Source organism: Streptomyces sp. NPDC059743 (genome assembly GCF_042732975.1).
GTDB lineage: Bacteria > Actinomycetota > Actinomycetes > Streptomycetales > Streptomycetaceae > Streptomyces.
This window is the reverse complement of the sequence record NZ_JBHWGS010000025.1, coordinates 80,915-95,636: the sequence shown is the minus strand read 5'-3', so window position 1 is coordinate 95,636 and position 14,722 is coordinate 80,915. Positions and strand designations below refer to the sequence as shown.

Genomic DNA, 14,722 nt, shown 5'->3' with positions numbered 1-14,722 from the left:
GGTCGGCCGACCGACTGGCTGACCGGCCGGGTGAGCCGCCGCCGTGGCACGGAGGTACGGCGGCGGCTCAGACACACCGGTAGACGAAGCGTGTGACGGCCGTGTGCCGGGACGGCGAGGTGATCCGCAGTTCGGCGGTGGCCCGGTACTCGCCTCGGCCACGGAAGGTCCACAACAGATGCAGACGGGCGGTCTTCTGACCACGCGTCACCTTCTCGCGCAGCAGGCCGGAGGACGTGCCGTCGCTGCGCAGCCAGCGGTAGGTGATCGTGCCGGGGCGCCCGTTGGTCCGCACCACGCCGACGATGTCCGACGTACCGTCACATCCGGCCCCGCGTAAGGCGGTTCGTACGGTCACGTCCTGTACGGCGAGGGCGGGCCCGTACCGCTGCCAGGCGAGGAACACCAGAACGGCGAGCAGGACCGCGGCGGCGAGCGCGTACCGGCGCGGGCCTCCGGAGCGGTGCTCGGGGACCGGCTCCGGGCCGGGCGGCTGTCCGGGCAGAGTGCCGTGCCAGAGGGCGGCTGCGGTGGTGGTGTTCTCATGGTGCCGGGTGCGGACGGCGGCGGTCACTCCGGGGCCGAAGCGGAGGATCTGGCCTTCGACACGGTCCGGCGCCGCCTCCGGCAGCGGATCCGGCGCATCCGGTGCGAGGAGCGGTTCCGGGACCTGTGTCGGCTCGGGCCGTTCGAACCAGTGGCTGCCGAGGACGGTCGCGCTGTAGGTGTCGGGACCGGGACTGGGACCGGGACCGCTGGCGGGCAGGGTCTCGTTGCCGCTCTCGTTGGCGGCTTCGTTCTCGTTCTCCGGGCGCTCGGGCTTTGCGTCGTCGCGGTGGTAAGGGATACGGGGATCGCTCATGAGATGACGCACCGCCGGATCAGGATCTGCTGCGAGGAGCCGCCGCTCGCCGCCGCCGGATCGGTGGTCGCCTGTACGCCCCAGTAGCAGCCCTGCCGCTGGAAGGTGTGGTCGAGTTGGATCGTGTACTGCGTGGCGCCCTCGCGCCGGAAGGTCTGCGAGCCGTCCTGGGCGCCGAGCTCACCGGATGTCTCGCCGGCGAACCAGGTGATGACGACGGTGACGGGACCTGTGCCGTCCGTCGCGATGCTGACGGCGGCGGCGGCGGTCGTCGTACCCGTCTGCCGTAGTCCGGTGACGGAGACGGACTTCACGCGTACGGGATCCGTCGTCGGAGCCGAGGAGGTCGGTGTGACCGAGGGAGTGGACGAGGACGGTGAGGCGGGCGGTGGCGGTGGCGCCACGGGCGGTGTGGAGGTACCGGCCGTCCCGGCAGTCGCGCTGTCGGTGACGGAGGGCGAGGTGGGCGAGCCGCCGGGAGAGGCACTGCCCGTCGGCGACGGGCTCATGGAGTCGGACGGGCCGGCGGACGCGGTGGCGTCCGGACCCGCGCCCGGGTTCTGGACCGGGCCCGCGGTGGTGACCGCCTGGGCCGTTGTCCGTTCCGGACTGTCTCCCACCGCTCCTGCGGCCACGGCCGCCACGACGGCGATGACCAGTGCGACAGCGGTGGCCAGCATCCCTCTCACGCCGGGCTTCCAGCTACGCCCTCGCCTGCCACCGCGCCGTCCGCCTCCACCGCGCCGTCCACCGCCCAGCGCCGTCGTGGCCAGCGCGGTCGTGCCCGCAGGCCCGCCGCCCGCGTACGGGAGGAGCAGTGGGAGCAGGGCGGCGAGCGCGGCGAGCTTCCGCTGTCCCCGCTCCTCCCAGTCCGGGCCGTAGGCCGTCCCGGCGATCTCCTCCAGCTCCGCGACGAACGCGTCCGCGTTGTGAGGCCGTTCCCGGGGCTCCTTGGCCAGACCGCGCCGGATCAGCGGACGGACCGGTTCGGGAGCCTCCTCCTCGGGAACGGGCGCGCCGATGTGCTGGAGCGCCAGCTCGGCGAAGTTCTCGCCGGAGAACGGCTTGCGGCCGGTGAGGCATTCGTAGAAGGTCGCGGTCGCCGCGTAGACATCGGCCGCGGGGGAGGCGGGCTCTCCGTTCCACTGTTCCGGGGCCATATAGGCGGGAGTTCCGGCCACGCCCGGGGTGCTGCCACGGCCCGTGGCGATGCCGAAGTCCACGAGCTTGGACGAACCGTCCATGGCGACCAGGACGTTTTCCGGCTTGTAGTCGCGGTGGACGACGCCCGCCCGGTGCGCGGCAGCCAGCCCGAGCAGCGATCCCTTGAGCACCACGAGCGCCGCTTCCGGACTGGTGGGGCCCTCCTGCCGCAGCAGCGCGCTCAGGGCGATGCCGTCGACCAGCTCCATCACGATGGCGGCGCCGCGCGGTGCCTCGACGTACTCGTACAGACCCACCACATACGGTGTGTCGAGGCCGCTGAGCAGACGCGCCTCGGCCCGGAACGAGCGGACGAACGCGGAGTCGGTGCGCAGGCGCTCGCTGAGATACTTGACGGCGACGGGTACGCCGGTGGCGTCATGGACGGCGAGGACGACCCGCCCACTGCCGCCGGAGCCCAGTTCGCGGGACTCCGTATATCCGGGGACGGACCAGGCGTTCATTTCTCCCCCTCGGCGGCGCCGCCGGTCGCTGTCGCGCGACCGGCGGACGGTAGCCCACACCCTGTCCTCATGGCAGACACAAATCCGCCACGTCCGGTTCCCGTACGGAAGTCCGATACGGCATCGGTCCTTTTTGGGAGGTAAAGTCGATGTATGGGGCCAGAGTCCCCGGCCTCATATGGAGTCACGACTTCCAAGAGGTTCTTATGGCCGACACCGACTTCTACTCCCGCGACCGGCCGGACAACCCCAAGCTGCCGGAGGACCGCCCGCGCGGCCGTTCGGAGAGCTTCGTACCGGAACATCACCGCATACGGACCACCACGCTTCTCCTCATCGCCTTTGTCGTGCTGGTGCTCGTGGGGATCCTGCTCTTCCCTTGAGTGCGGATCCCTTGAGTACGGAACGCCCGGCCGGAGAATCCCGGCCGGGCGCCCGCAAGGACTGCGTTGGACTGCCTTGGACCGTATCCGTCAGCAGTGGATATGGATGCTCTTCCAGCCGAACGACGCGTTCCGCTCCGAGTCGCCCCGGAACGTGTAGTGCCCGTGACCTCGGGGACAGTCGCGGTCGTTGAACATCGTCGCGTCCTGTCCACGGTGGTCGAAGTAGTAGGAGCCGCGCTTGCCCTCGTCGAGATTGCTGCAACCGCAGGCCAGGATGTGCTGGGGCTGGCCCTGCTGATTCGACCGCGGGTAGCCGTACCAGTCGCTCGCCAGCGCGGCTCCGGACGTCAGGGCCAGCACGGCGGACGTCACGGCCGAGGTGACAGCGAGACGCAGGGTGTGACGGTTACGCATGGCAACTCCTCTGGTTGACCAAAAACAGAAGATGACTTTGCGATGTCATGTGAACACGAAGTGTGATGGGTGCGCGAATGGAACCGGCGCAGTCGGTGTAAGCCCGAGGCCGACGTTCCGCCGCGTCCTCACCGTGTGGTGTCCAACCAGGGCGCGGGCCCGGCCGTCCTCCGTACGAGGGGGAGCCATATGGGGACTGCGCGCATCCTGCTGCCGCCGCTGCGGCTGCTGGCCCGGGTCGGTGTCCGGGCGGGCGGGCCGCTGCTCGGCGCCGCGCTGACGCGGTGTCTCACGCCCGGCTGGGTGCTGCTACGGCCGCAGCCGCTGGCGCGGCGCCTCGCCTGGGGCGAGGAGGCCGTAGCGATATACCGCGCCCTTACCGCTCGCGCGGGCGGGCGCGCGGCCTACCGGGACGGCCTGGCCCGGTCCCTCGCCCTGTACGCCCATGTGCTGCTCCAGACGGGCCGGTACGAGGACGCTCTCGCCGCGGCGGACGAGTCCCTGGCGGTCCCTGGCGCCCGTGCCTCCTCGACACAGACGGCCTACACCCTCCACGCCCGCGCCCTGGCCCTGGCGGAGACGGACCGGCTGGACGAGGCGCTCACCGTGGCCCGGGACTGTGTGGCGGCATGGCAGTGGGCCACGACAGACCCGTTCCCGTCGTTCGTCTACCGGATTCCCTAGGTTGCCGTCGGCACGGACGCCGACGGGCCCCGGACGTCACCACGTCCGGGGCCCGCCGACCACATGCCTCATTCAACGAGTGTCGGACGCTGGTGTCACGGCCTGAGCCAGGACTGTGCCTCCCACCCGCGCGGCGCGGCGAGTTGCGCGGCGAGCTGGGGCGGTGAGCCGGGGCGGCGTGACGTCGGCACCAGCCCGTAGAGGACCGCCTGCGACAATCGGGACTGTGCTGGTGTGCGGAGGAGCACGCCGTGGACGATGGAGGATCCCTGTGCCGCTGACTTCGGAACCGTTGCGGAAGCTGGGCTTCTTGACCATTGGGTTGTTCGACGAGGCCGATCCTCGCCGCGGTCACGAGTCGACACTGGAGATCATCGAGCTCGGTGAGAAGCTGGGCTTCGACAGCGCGTGGATGCGGCACCGTCATCTTCAGTACGGCATCGCCTCTCCCGTCGCGGTCCTGGCGGCGGCCACGCAGCGCACCAGCCGTATCGAGCTGGGCACAGCGGTCATCCCTCTTGGCTGGGAGAATCCGCTGCGGCTGGCGGAGGACCTGGCGACCGTCGACATCCTGTCCGGGGGCCGCCTCAATCCGGGTGTCAGTGTCGGCCCGCCGATGCACTACGACCAGGTCAAGCACGCGCTCTATCCCGACACCGCCGACATCGAGGACTTCAGCTACGACCGTGTGCGGCGGCTCCTGGACTTCGTACGCGGTGAACCGGCCACCGATTTCAGCGGTGTTGAGGGCTTCGAGGTGTTCTCCGACCGTGTCCAGCCCCATGCTCACGGTCTGGGCCGTCGCATGTGGTACGGCGGCGCGAGCCTGCGGTCGGCTCAGTGGGCCGGTGAGAACGGGATGAACTTCTTGACCAGCAGCGTCGTGAAGGCGGAGGAGTCCGAGGACTTCGCCGAGATCCAGCTCTCGCACATACGGACATTCCGCGCCCATCACCCGGACGGCGACCGCGCCCGCGTCTCCCAGGGACTCGTTGTCATCCCCACCGACACCGCCTCGCCGGAGCAACGTGTGAAGTACGAGGAATACGCCCGGAAGCGCACGCCACGTACCGCCACACCGCAGGGACCGGCACGCATGATGTTCGCGCCCGATCTCGTAGGAACCTCTGCGGAGATCGCCGAACGCCTCTACTCCCACGCCGCTTTCCGTGAGATCGACGAGGTCGCGTTCGCGCTGCCCTTCACCTTCGATCACGACGACTACGTCCAGATCCTCACCGACATCGCCACCAACCTGGGGTCGGCACTCGGCTGGCAAGCAGCCACCTGATCATGGCGCCGGGGCCGGAGTTGGCCCGTAGCGCCAGGTCGCGAAGGCTCAGTGCTCGGCATGGAGAGCGCTCCTGGCAGCCGTTTGAAAGGCATACCCGAGCTGGGTCCGTGCTGCTTCCGCAGCCCTGTACTCCGCTTCGCAGGCAGCGAGGCGTGTGCTCTCGCCACGGCGCGCGCATTCGTACCAGGAGGTGCCCGCACGGTCCATCCGCCACATGGCCTCGCGGAGTGCTGCGACTGCCTCGGCCACCTTGTTGGGACCGGCGATACTCGCGGCGTCCGCGGCCAGGCTGAACCTTGCCCACCCGGTCTGTGCCTCCAGTGCACTCTGCTGCCGCTGCCCGGCTGTGCTGTCCTCCGCGAGCAGGTGATTGGCCAACTTCCACCATGCCGCGGTCAACTGCTTGGAGGTGTCCATGCAGACGAGGTACGCCTCACGACGCGTCTGTTCAAGGCGGTTCTCACGGTCGATCAGCTGCTGGCGCCGCTGCTGGGCACCCTGACCAAGAGTACTGAGGAGCCCACCGCCCATTCCCCCGAGCGCACCGACGGCAGCACCGATCACAGCGGCCAACCCCGCGTCCATGACGACAACCGTATTGCCGGATGCGCTGCTTGTCGCGAAAATCTCGACAACCGAGCCCGCCGATCACCCGGCGTACGACGTTGATCTCGACGGCCGACTCCCGTTGGCCCCACTCGTGGGTTCGGCCGCATCACTCCATCAGGTGATTGAGCTGGGAAAACGGTCCCGAATCGCCAGGGATGCGAAATTCTCGTATCCCACAGCGAGTAGAGGAGACCAAAGCGAATGCGTCTTTCGTGGAAGAACGCTACGGCGTCCGGCTGTCTCGCGCTGGCGGTGACGGCGTCCGTTACCGGAGCAGCGCACGCCGTACCTGCGATGAACAGTGCCTCCGTGGGCAGTACGCACACAGTCGCAGCCACAGTCACAGCCACGTCTGCGACGACTCCCGCCGACGACAGGACTTTTGTCTCGACCACGGCCACGGGCGGGTCGGAAACGACTCTGCGCGTGACGCTGGACCCGAATTCCGATGGCTCTCCGCTGAAGTTGACCCGCGCGGAACGCGACCGGATCGCCGCGATCGTCGGCGCACCGACGACCGGCCGGAAGGCCGCCCAGGAGGCTTCGGGCGGCGCCCGGCACCAGGTGGGACCGGTGCAACCGGTGGGACCGGCGGGACCGATGGAGAGGAAGAGGGCACCCGCGACGCTGCGCTGTGACAAGAATCCGAGCTGGAGCGATGCGAACGGCACACTGCACGCTCGCTTCAACTGCAAGTACAGCACCATCAACTGGGGCTACAAGATCTCCGCGCGGGTGAAGTCCTTCATTACCTCAAAGGTCAACGAGAGGGGCGTCTCGTGGTGGAACAATGGCAAGAGGAAACCGAAGAACGCGGGCCATGTGGTGGGCAAGAGCTACCATTTCCACGGCACTCTCAAGCCCGTAAGGCACGGCGATCACGTTCAGTTCCAGGACTATATGACCTTCCGGGTCAATATCGGCGGGAGGACCGGCACCGGGTCCATCACCTGGGCGTCGGATGTCAAGGCGAAGAAGTAGTGAAGCGGCACGATGAAACTGACCACCACCTCAGTCCTGAACTGGGCGGAAGACATTCTGCGGCAGCTCGGTGATCCCGTCGGCCACACTCTGAACGTGACGGTGTCAGCCGCTGATCGCGAGCCCGAAGTACCGTCCGGCGAAGGAGCGTTCATCTCTCGACTGGACATGGACGTTCACAACGGCGAAGGGCCGGCCGAGCCGTCCTCCGCTCCTCATCCTTGCTCGGTCCTCGTCGTGCTCGCGTTCGATGACGGCTCCTCCACCAGCGTGCTTCTGGAGCAGTCCATGACCGAAGCCGAAGCCGTGGCCCTCCTGGCCGAACAGTTGCAGGACAGCGTGCTGGAGCACACCGCCGGCACTCCGGTCCCGCCCTGTCCGGGGCACAGCCACCCTGCCGTGGCCAAGGTGGTGAACGGCGTGGCCTCCTGGACCTGCCCACAGAACGGCAGAACACGTCCCATCCTTTCGGGCGCTGCCGAATAGCTGAGGCGCGGCGGGTAGCGGTACGGCTCGTACCGCCGTACGCCGTACCGCCTTTCGCGGACCGCCGCGCCGCCGTCCGACCACTCCGAAGCCACCAAGGCAGGATTCCCGGCCAATTCCACGCGATGACGCGGCATGGGCGCCAGGTGATTGGGAAGATCGCCTGCCAAGGTGTCGGAGGCGGACAGCGTGGCGACAGGGCAGGGGCGGAAGGGTGTGAGCGCGTGCCGCTGAGCGCGGTGGATCCGGATTCGGTCGGTGGCTACCAGCTTCTGGACCGGCTCGGGTCCGGTGGCATGGGGGTGGTCTATCTGGCGCGCTCCGCGTCCGGCAGACAGGTCGCGGTCAAGGTCGTGCACGCGCAGTTCGCCCAGAACGAGGAGTTCAGAACTCGCTTCCGGCAGGAGGTGGCCGCGGTCAGACGGGTCAGCGGCGCGTTCACCGCCTCGGTGGTGGATGCCGATCCCGATGCCGGGCTGCCGTGGATGGCCACGCTGTACGTGCCCGCTCCCACGTTGTCGGACCGGGTCGACAAACAGGGGCCGTTGCCGGCGGCGGAGGTGCTGCGGCTGGCCCGGGGGCTGGTGGAGGCGCTGGGCGACATCCACCGTGTGGACGTGGTGCACCGCGATCTGAAGCCGGCGAATGTGCTGATGGCACCGGATGGACCGCGGGTCATCGACTTCGGGATCTCGCGGGCGGTCGACCACGAGTCGCTCACGTTCACCGGGCACATCATGGGTACACCACCGTTTATGTCGCCGGAGGCGTTGAGCCGTCCACGTGAGGTGACCACGGCCTCGGACATCTTCTCGCTCGGCGCGCTGCTGGTGTACGCGGCAACCGGCCACGGGCCCTTCGACGCGGAGAGTCCCTATCTGACGATGTATCAGGTGGTGCACGAGCCGCCCGCTCTGGACCGTGTGGCGCCGCCACTGCGCGGGATTGTCGAACGGTGTCTGGACAAGGATCCGTCGGGCCGGCCGGATCTGGGAGAACTGGCCCGGATGCTGGGCGAGTTGTCCGAGGAGGACCTGTCGGCCGACGACGACGCCTCGGATTTTGTGGTGGCCGGGCGGTCGTCGGGTTCGGGGTGGTTACGGCCGTTGCGTGGCAGGTCCTCGCTCGCCCTGATGGCCGCGGTCACCGTGGTCGGTCTCGGGGCGGGCGCGCTGGTGCTGACGGACGACATGGGCACCGGGAAGCCGGCGGACGATCGGCCGTCCGCGATGCCCTCCTCGGCGGGCGTCGGCCGGCCTTCGCCGGTGCGGGAGGCTGCGTTGCCCGCGGGCTGGCGGCCGTGGGAGCTGGCCCTGTCCGGTGCGAACGGCGAGCCCGATGCGTTCGCGGACTGCCGTTCGGACGGACTCGCCGTCTACTGCAGTGGGAACGGTTTCCACGCGGCGCGGATCAACGCCGCGTCCGGGCGTGTCGACTGGCGGGTCCCGTCCTCCGAGCCCGGGTCGTCCGGCGATGTCGATGTGCGCGCCGGGCGTGTTTTGCTGCGTGGGCCTGCCGATTCGGACGGTTCGCAGAGGGAGGATCTCATCGTCCTGGACGCGAAGACCGGAAAGAGGCTCTGGACGAGAAGGGCGGCCTTTACCGGCAGGGTGGCGTTCTTCGGTCGTGCGGTGCTTTCCAGTGACGGCCTTGAGAACGGCTCGCTTGTCGGGCGCGATGCCGCCACCGGTGCCGAGCTGTGGTCGACGCCGTGGCCCGGTGACGGGCTGATCTGTGAGTCCCTGGTCTTCGACGACGCGCCGTACGCCGCGTGTTCCGGCACTCCGCAGGAGGGGACCGCTTTTCTGCGCCTGGATCCGAAGAGCGGGACCGCGGAGGAGATCACCCATGTGAAGGGTCTCACCCACGCAGTCGGGCTCGACGGAAGCGACCTGCTCATACTGGTCTGGGCTGCCGAGGACGGACCGGTTGAGCGGGTCCGTTCCCTGCTGCGTGTCGATGTACGGACGGGCGTCCGGCGGACGTTGAACCTGCCCGCGCGTCCGGTCGGCGCCGCGACACTGGCCGAGGGCCGTCTCTTCTTCGTCCAGGACACCGGCCGTGTTACCGCGATCGACACCACCACGGGTGAGCAGTTGTGGAGCGAGGACACCACGGTGGATCTGCTGGGACCGCCGATCGCCTCCGGGCGGGAGGGAGCGGTCTATCTGTCGAGCTACAGCGGACGGCTGGTCGCCCTGGACCTGCGAACAGGCCGCAAGCGATGGCAGACACCCGCCATGGGCACAAGCGCCTTCGGTTCATCGGAGGGAACGTCCCCGATGCGGACAGGCGGCTCACTGGTCACCATGGCCAACGGAAGCCTCCGCTCCCTCGATCCCCTCCACCCGAACACGTCGAACTGACCACTCAGCGGCCACCGAACCGCCGCGTCGGCCGCAGACCGCGTCATCGGCCACCTCGGGCCGCCGCTCGGGTAAGAGAGGCCCAAGGGAGACGGCTCCCCGCCTCGCCGTTTCGGAGGATGCTCAGTCGAGACAGAACTTGTTGCCCTCGATGTCCTGCATCACGATGCACGAATCGTTGCCGTCATAAAGCAGCCGCACGCGTACCGCGCCGAGCGCGATCAGTCGTGCGCACTCGGCTTCGAGCGTGGCGAGGCGCTCTTCACCCACGAGCCCGGTGCCGGCTCGCACATCGAGATGCAGCCGATTCTTGACGACCTTGCCTTCGGGGACGCGCTGGAAGTACAGTCGCGGGCCCACGCCTGAGGGATCACTGCAGGCGAACCATGAACCCTGATCCTCAGGAGGCAGGGAGAGGTTGAAATCGTCCCACGTGGCCCGCGGAGAACCAGGAGGCGCTGCGCCTGGTGCGGCGGCACACCACTGTTCCGCTCGCCATCGGAGAGGTCTTCAACACCGTCCACGACTACCAGACGCTCGTCACCGAGCAGTTGATCGACTGTGTACGCTCCGCCGTCACCCACTTCGGCGGTGTCACACCTCTGCGCAAGTTCTTCGACTTCGCGGCCTAGTTGTATTGATCAAGAGCGGCATCCACGGGCCGGAGGACATCTCACCGTGGGCCTGGCCGCGGCCCACCCTTACCGGCAGGCGTATCTGCCGGTGAACCGGCTCCAGGACGGTACGGTCCACGACTGGTGACCGGCTGCGGATGACGGGGCGCCGGGCAGGCCCGCCCGACGCGCTGTGGCGTGCGGGGCGGGGAAGCGGCTTGGCGGGGCGCGCGGCCGGGACTCGTCACTGTCGTCCGAGCCGTCCACGGTTCGGTGACACGGGTCCTGTGCCGTCGAAGGCGTTCTCAGACGGCGCGCAGGCCTCGGTCGGTGAAGGCGATCAGCCACTCGAAGCTCTCGTCGATGTCGGTGCTCCACTGGAAGCCGTTGGCCGCCTGTAGCGTGGCGAAGCCGTGGCAGAGGCTGCGGAGCATGCGCAGGGCGTGGTTCACGTCGGATTCTGCGATCTCGTAGCCACGCAGGACCGCCGTGAACGCGTCGAGCAGCCGCCGGCTCGCGGCGGCCAGCGGGTCGTCCGGGCCGGACGGTTCCATGCCGAGCGTGGCGGCGTACCGGCCAGGGTGCGCCAGGACGAAGGCACGGAAAGCGCGGGCCGCAGCTGCCAGGGCGTCGCGGCCCGCGTACCCCTGGACCGCGCCGCCGACGGCGTCGGCGGCCTCGCTCAACGCCAGGGCCGCGATGCGCCGGTTGAGGTTTTCCTGGCCGCTTACGTGCTTGTACAGGGACGGGGTACGCACGCCCACCCGCTCGGCCAGCAGACCCATCGTCAGGCCGGCGAGGCCCACCTCGTCGGCGAGGGCGGCACCGGCCGCGACCACGGCGGCCGGGTCCAGACCGGCCCTAGGCATGAGCGGCCTCCGACCGGAGGAAGGCGAGTATCAGCGAAACCACCTGGTCGGAGAACTGGTCGTGCGGGTAGTGCCCGGCGCCCTCGATCATCTCAAGGCGACCGAGGCCGGAGGGCAGGGCATCAACGATCGCCGAACCCTCGGCGTGCGGGTCGGCCCAGTCGGGGTCGAGCGTGCCCATCACGACCAGGACCGGGCAGCGGACGTTGCCGAGCTGCGCGCCGGCGTCGGTCGGGGCGCTGCGGCCCATGCCTTGCATGGCCTTCATCCGGCCCGGCTCGCGCAGCAGGGAGTCGATGCGGCCGAGCCGCTCGGCCCAGTCGGCCGGCTTCACACCGGGGTAGGCCACGTCGAGGTACGAGCGCCAGAACGGCACGCTGCCGAACGCGCCTGTGCCGAGCAGCCGCAGCATGCCCTGCCGGAAGCGCTTCACCCGCAGGTCACCGACGCGGATCGACTGCTTGCGGGTGAACGGCGCCAACTCGACAGCCGCGGTGATCAGCGAGGGCTCCTGCGCGGCGGCGATGGTGGCGGCGCCGCCGGAGATCGAGTGGCCGACGAGCAGTGCCGGGCCGCCCAGGTGGCGGATCACGGCGGGCGCCCGGTCCGAGGCGCGGACGTCGGCGCCATCGGCCGCCCCGGAACGCGCTCTGCGCTCCGGGGCGTACGGTCACTTCCGCTTGGGGCCCCGCGCCGTGTCTCAGTCCACGATCATGAGGTTGAGCGGTACTGCTGGGGCCGTCGGCGCGAACGCGCCGCCGAAGTACCCTTCGACCTCGGCCTTCTCGGCTGTGTTCGGATAGGCGTTCGTGCACGTGGTTCCTGCGCTGGAACCGGACATCAGGCTTGAACACGGTCCGGGCTTGCGGTCCGGCAGTCCCAGAATGTGGCCCAGTTCGTGGGATGAGATGCGGATTGTGTTATGGCCCTCGTTCACTGCCTGTCGTCCGATGTAGACGGTTCCGTTGCCCAGGGAGGTGGTGATGGCGCGGGGCCAGCCGTTGTCCGCCAGGACTCGTATGTTGGCGCGCTGCCCGGCCGCGGCCGGCCGCAGTTCGACGGCGTCGACGCTCTCGTTCCAGATCGCCGCGCCTCGGTCGACCGCGGACCTGAACTCGGCGGAGCCGCTGGCGTCGTAGGTGACTACGCGCGCGGCCAGGGCTCTGTCCGTGTCCGCCGATGGGGCAGCCACGGCCTGGCCGCCCATCAGGGAAAAGGTCACGGCCAGGGCGGCGGCGAGTCCTCCGGTCAACGTACGGACGTGCATGGTCGACCTCCTTGTAGAGAGATGGTCGTGCACATGACATGACTTTGCCTCTGCTCACTGCCCAGCGAGGACTGACACCAATCCGTCGATCTGAGGCACTTGGTCACAGAGGCCAGCCCGTATTCCCCTGTTGGTGCGTCCGCTGCTCGATCGCGGGGACTTCAGAGCCGGTTCGACGCGCTCGCCGCAAGAGGCGGCCGGATATTCACAGTGACGGCGCCCAGTCCAGAACGCTTGATGACGCCTCTCGTTGCGAGGTCGTCGGGCCGAGTGGGATCCGTCCTGCTGACGGGTATCGGCGGCCTCAGTCCCTCCGGCCGGTGGCGACGGCGTCGTCGCCGAAGGCCGCGGCGAGTGCCTGTGCGATCAGTTCGACGGGCGCGTCGCGCGGCATTGGTCAGGCGATCGCGAGCCGGCTCGCGGCCGAAGGGGCCATGGTCATCGTGCACTTCGGCACGGACGAGACCGGGGCGGCGGCGACGGCCGGGAGGATAGAACGCGCCGGTGGAACCGCCCTCGTAGTCCGGGCCGAACTGGGCGTGGACGGTGACGTCGAGACGCTCTTCACCGGTGGCGAGGCCGGCTTGGCCGGTCGGCCGCTCGACATCCTCGTCAACAATGCCGCAGCCACGCCGACTGGCCCGCTCGGCGCAACGAGCCGGGCGGACTTCGACTGCCTGTTCGCGGTGAACGTGCGAGCGCCGTACTTCATCATCGAGCACACGCTGCCGCTGCTGCGGGACGGCGGCCGGATCATCACGATCTCGTCGGTGGCGACCCGGATGGCCAACCCGCCCAGACGTCTTTCGCCATGACGAAGGCCGCGGTCGAGACGATGAGCAGGACCCTGGCCAACCAACTCGGGCCCCGAGGCGTCACGGTGAACGCGGTCGCCCCCGGAGCCACCAGGACGGCGGCCAACGGAGCCGTTTTCGACGTGCCGGGCCTCGCCGAACGGATCGCCGGCATGACCGCGCTCGACCGCCTGGGCGGACCCGGCGACGTCGCCGACGTGGTCGCCTTCCTTGCCTCCGACGCCGCCCGCTGGATCACCGGTCAGATCATCGACGCGAGCGGTGGCCTGTTCCTCGGTCCACGCGTCTGACCGGCGAGGGCGACGCGACGGCGGCAGAGGACTGCGCCAGGCGGAGGCCCGGAACGCGCGCCCGGCCACCGCCGACGGACCGACTCGGGCAGTCGACGGTTCCTGCTGGCGGTGTGGCGGGTTGCGGGCGGGTTGCTGTCGACGGCTTCGGTGATTTCGTCGTGCCCGAGGTCAAAGACTTCGTGGAGTGCGAATATCGCCCGCTCGGTGGGTGTGGGGGCGTCCGGCTGAGTATGTTCTGGGCGTGATCGGTGCGAGGTCGAGGGGTCCCACGCGCCCTATGTGGTCTGTCAAGGTTGCGGGGTAGCTTGCTGGCGTGACTGGCCAGAATGCGGGCATGCGACGGCAGTTGGCGGCGAGGAGTCCGAGACGTCCTGGTCCCGATTGAGGAACCAGGGGGTGGCTATGTTCACAAGAATGGTTCTGGCTCAGATCCCGTGCAGCGGTAGCTGTGCGTGATGAAGGCAACATGATCTGCGTCTCGACGATTGGGCCAGCGATCCCGGAGCGATGGTGCGGCGACGAACAACGACTCCCTCCTCGGCCGCGCTGTCCGTCTCATTCCGCTGTCCGTTGATCATGCAGAAGCGTTGTTCCCCTCGGCGTCGGATCCTGAAGTCTGGCGTTGGATGCCACGGCCTCGCCCCGGCTCCCTGATAGAGACGCGGGAGATGATCAGCCAGATGTTGGCGGATCGGACGAGGAGATGCTTCGCTGTCCAGCGCCTCACGGACGAGACAGTGATCGGCTCGACCAGTCTGTATGAGCTTGACCTCGCTGAGGGCCACGCTGAGATTGGTGCGACCTGGTTCGACCGTGTTTGTTGGGGCGGTCCCTACAATGCTGAGTCCAAGTTTCTACTGTTGGCACACGCCTTCGGCGATCTGGGCCTTGCTCGAATTGCCTTGCGAACCGACAACCTGAACGTACGGTCCCAGCAGGCGATGACACGGCTGGGCCTGGTCTATGAAGGGACGTTGCGCAGCCACATGGTGCGCCAGGACGGTACGCGTCGTGATTCGCTTTACTACAGCGTCCTCGTGGAGGAATGGCCATCCGTGCGCGACAAGCTTGTTACTCGGGTGGCGGCCAAAGCCGGTGTCTGATCGTGTAGGGCC

General features: G+C 68.7%; 13 protein-coding genes and 4 pseudogenes. 9 read left to right on the top strand and 8 right to left on the bottom strand.

Annotated elements, in window-relative coordinates:
* Positions 1 to 67: 67 nt before the first annotated feature.
* Both ACFV6H_RS34425 and ACFV6H_RS34420 read right to left on the bottom strand, forming a co-directional pair.
* Positions 68 to 862 carry a hypothetical protein gene (locus tag ACFV6H_RS34425; RefSeq protein WP_385550354.1) on the bottom strand — a complete coding sequence of 265 codons (795 nt, stop codon included), beginning with the start codon at positions 860 to 862 and terminating at the stop codon, positions 68 to 70.
* Positions 859 to 2,529 (bottom strand): serine/threonine-protein kinase, encoded by a 1,671-nt coding sequence (locus ACFV6H_RS34420; protein WP_385550351.1) that lies wholly within the window; start codon positions 2,527 to 2,529, stop codon positions 859 to 861. Before ACFV6H_RS34420 ends, ACFV6H_RS34425 begins: the two co-directional genes overlap by 4 nt.
* A gap of 206 nt (positions 2,530 to 2,735) precedes the next feature.
* On the opposite strand from ACFV6H_RS34420, the gene ACFV6H_RS34415 reads away from it, so the two are divergent.
* Positions 2,736 to 2,912, top strand: coding sequence for a hypothetical protein (locus ACFV6H_RS34415; RefSeq protein ID WP_176732601.1), 177 nt, complete (start codon positions 2,736 to 2,738; stop codon positions 2,910 to 2,912).
* Positions 2,913 to 3,002: 90 nt separating this feature from the next.
* Here the strand turns inward: ACFV6H_RS34415 and ACFV6H_RS34410 are convergent, their stop codons facing one another.
* Entirely contained in the window at positions 3,003 to 3,329 is a 327-nt protein-coding gene (locus ACFV6H_RS34410) for a MiAMP1 family antimicrobial peptide (protein ID WP_384787983.1), read from the bottom strand.
* 189 nt (positions 3,330 to 3,518) lie between these two features.
* On the opposite strand from ACFV6H_RS34410, the gene ACFV6H_RS34405 reads away from it, so the two are divergent.
* Positions 3,519 to 4,013 carry a hypothetical protein gene (locus tag ACFV6H_RS34405; protein WP_385550346.1) on the top strand — a complete coding sequence of 165 codons (495 nt, stop codon included), beginning with the start codon at positions 3,519 to 3,521 and terminating at the stop codon, positions 4,011 to 4,013.
* A gap of 271 nt (positions 4,014 to 4,284) precedes the next feature.
* Complete coding sequence (locus ACFV6H_RS34400) at positions 4,285 to 5,304, top strand: LLM class flavin-dependent oxidoreductase (RefSeq protein WP_385550343.1); 1,020 nt, start codon at positions 4,285 to 4,287, stop codon at positions 5,302 to 5,304.
* A gap of 48 nt (positions 5,305 to 5,352) precedes the next feature.
* Here ACFV6H_RS34400 and ACFV6H_RS34395 read toward each other — a convergent pair whose 3' ends face one another.
* Positions 5,353 to 5,892, bottom strand: coding sequence for a hypothetical protein (locus ACFV6H_RS34395; RefSeq protein ID WP_385550340.1), 540 nt, complete (start codon positions 5,890 to 5,892; stop codon positions 5,353 to 5,355).
* A 450-nt stretch (positions 5,893 to 6,342) separates the two neighbouring features.
* Between ACFV6H_RS34395 and ACFV6H_RS34390 the strand changes: the two genes are divergently transcribed.
* The 3 genes from ACFV6H_RS34390 to ACFV6H_RS34380 all read left to right on the top strand — a co-directional run bounded on the left by ACFV6H_RS34390 (position 6,343) and on the right by ACFV6H_RS34380 (position 9,749).
* Complete coding sequence (locus ACFV6H_RS34390; protein WP_385550337.1) at positions 6,343 to 6,897, top strand: hypothetical protein; 555 nt, start codon at positions 6,343 to 6,345, stop codon at positions 6,895 to 6,897.
* 12 nt (positions 6,898 to 6,909) lie between these two features.
* Positions 6,910 to 7,383, top strand: coding sequence for a hypothetical protein (locus ACFV6H_RS34385; RefSeq protein WP_385550334.1), 474 nt, complete (start codon positions 6,910 to 6,912; stop codon positions 7,381 to 7,383).
* Positions 7,384 to 7,607: 224 nt separating this feature from the next.
* A complete protein-coding gene (locus tag ACFV6H_RS34380) occupies positions 7,608 to 9,749 on the top strand; it encodes a serine/threonine-protein kinase (protein WP_385550331.1) in 2,142 nt (713 codons plus the stop codon).
* Positions 9,750 to 9,872: 123 nt separating this feature from the next.
* On the opposite strand, the pseudogene ACFV6H_RS34375 reads toward ACFV6H_RS34380, so the two are convergent.
* Positions 9,873 to 10,187 (bottom strand): annotated as a pseudogene (locus ACFV6H_RS34375) (VOC family protein); the annotation flags it as partial.
* Here ACFV6H_RS34375 and ACFV6H_RS34370 point away from each other — a divergent pair.
* Positions 10,175 to 10,511: pseudogene (locus ACFV6H_RS34370) on the top strand (enolase C-terminal domain-like protein); the annotation flags it as partial. The pseudogenes ACFV6H_RS34375 and ACFV6H_RS34370 sit on opposite strands and share 13 nt — an antisense overlap.
* Before the next feature lie 157 nt (positions 10,512 to 10,668).
* Here the strand turns inward: ACFV6H_RS34370 and ACFV6H_RS34365 are convergent.
* The 3 genes and pseudogenes from ACFV6H_RS34365 to ACFV6H_RS34355 all read right to left on the bottom strand — a co-directional run bounded on the left by ACFV6H_RS34365 (position 10,669) and on the right by ACFV6H_RS34355 (position 12,499).
* Complete coding sequence (locus ACFV6H_RS34365; protein WP_385550423.1) at positions 10,669 to 11,202, bottom strand: TetR/AcrR family transcriptional regulator; 534 nt, start codon at positions 11,200 to 11,202, stop codon at positions 10,669 to 10,671.
* Between the two features lie 22 nt (positions 11,203 to 11,224).
* Positions 11,225 to 11,887 (bottom strand): annotated as a pseudogene (locus tag ACFV6H_RS34360) (alpha/beta fold hydrolase); the annotation flags it as partial.
* A 45-nt stretch (positions 11,888 to 11,932) separates the two neighbouring features.
* Positions 11,933 to 12,499, bottom strand: coding sequence for a snapalysin family zinc-dependent metalloprotease (locus ACFV6H_RS34355; protein WP_093591679.1), 567 nt, complete (start codon positions 12,497 to 12,499; stop codon positions 11,933 to 11,935).
* 434 nt (positions 12,500 to 12,933) lie between these two features.
* On the opposite strand from ACFV6H_RS34355, the pseudogene ACFV6H_RS34350 reads away from it, so the two are divergent.
* Positions 12,934 to 13,604: pseudogene (locus ACFV6H_RS34350) on the top strand (SDR family oxidoreductase).
* Between the two features lie 488 nt (positions 13,605 to 14,092).
* Positions 14,093 to 14,710, top strand: coding sequence for a GNAT family N-acetyltransferase (locus ACFV6H_RS34345; protein ID WP_385550327.1), 618 nt, complete (start codon positions 14,093 to 14,095; stop codon positions 14,708 to 14,710).
* Positions 14,711 to 14,722: the final 12 nt, after the last annotated feature.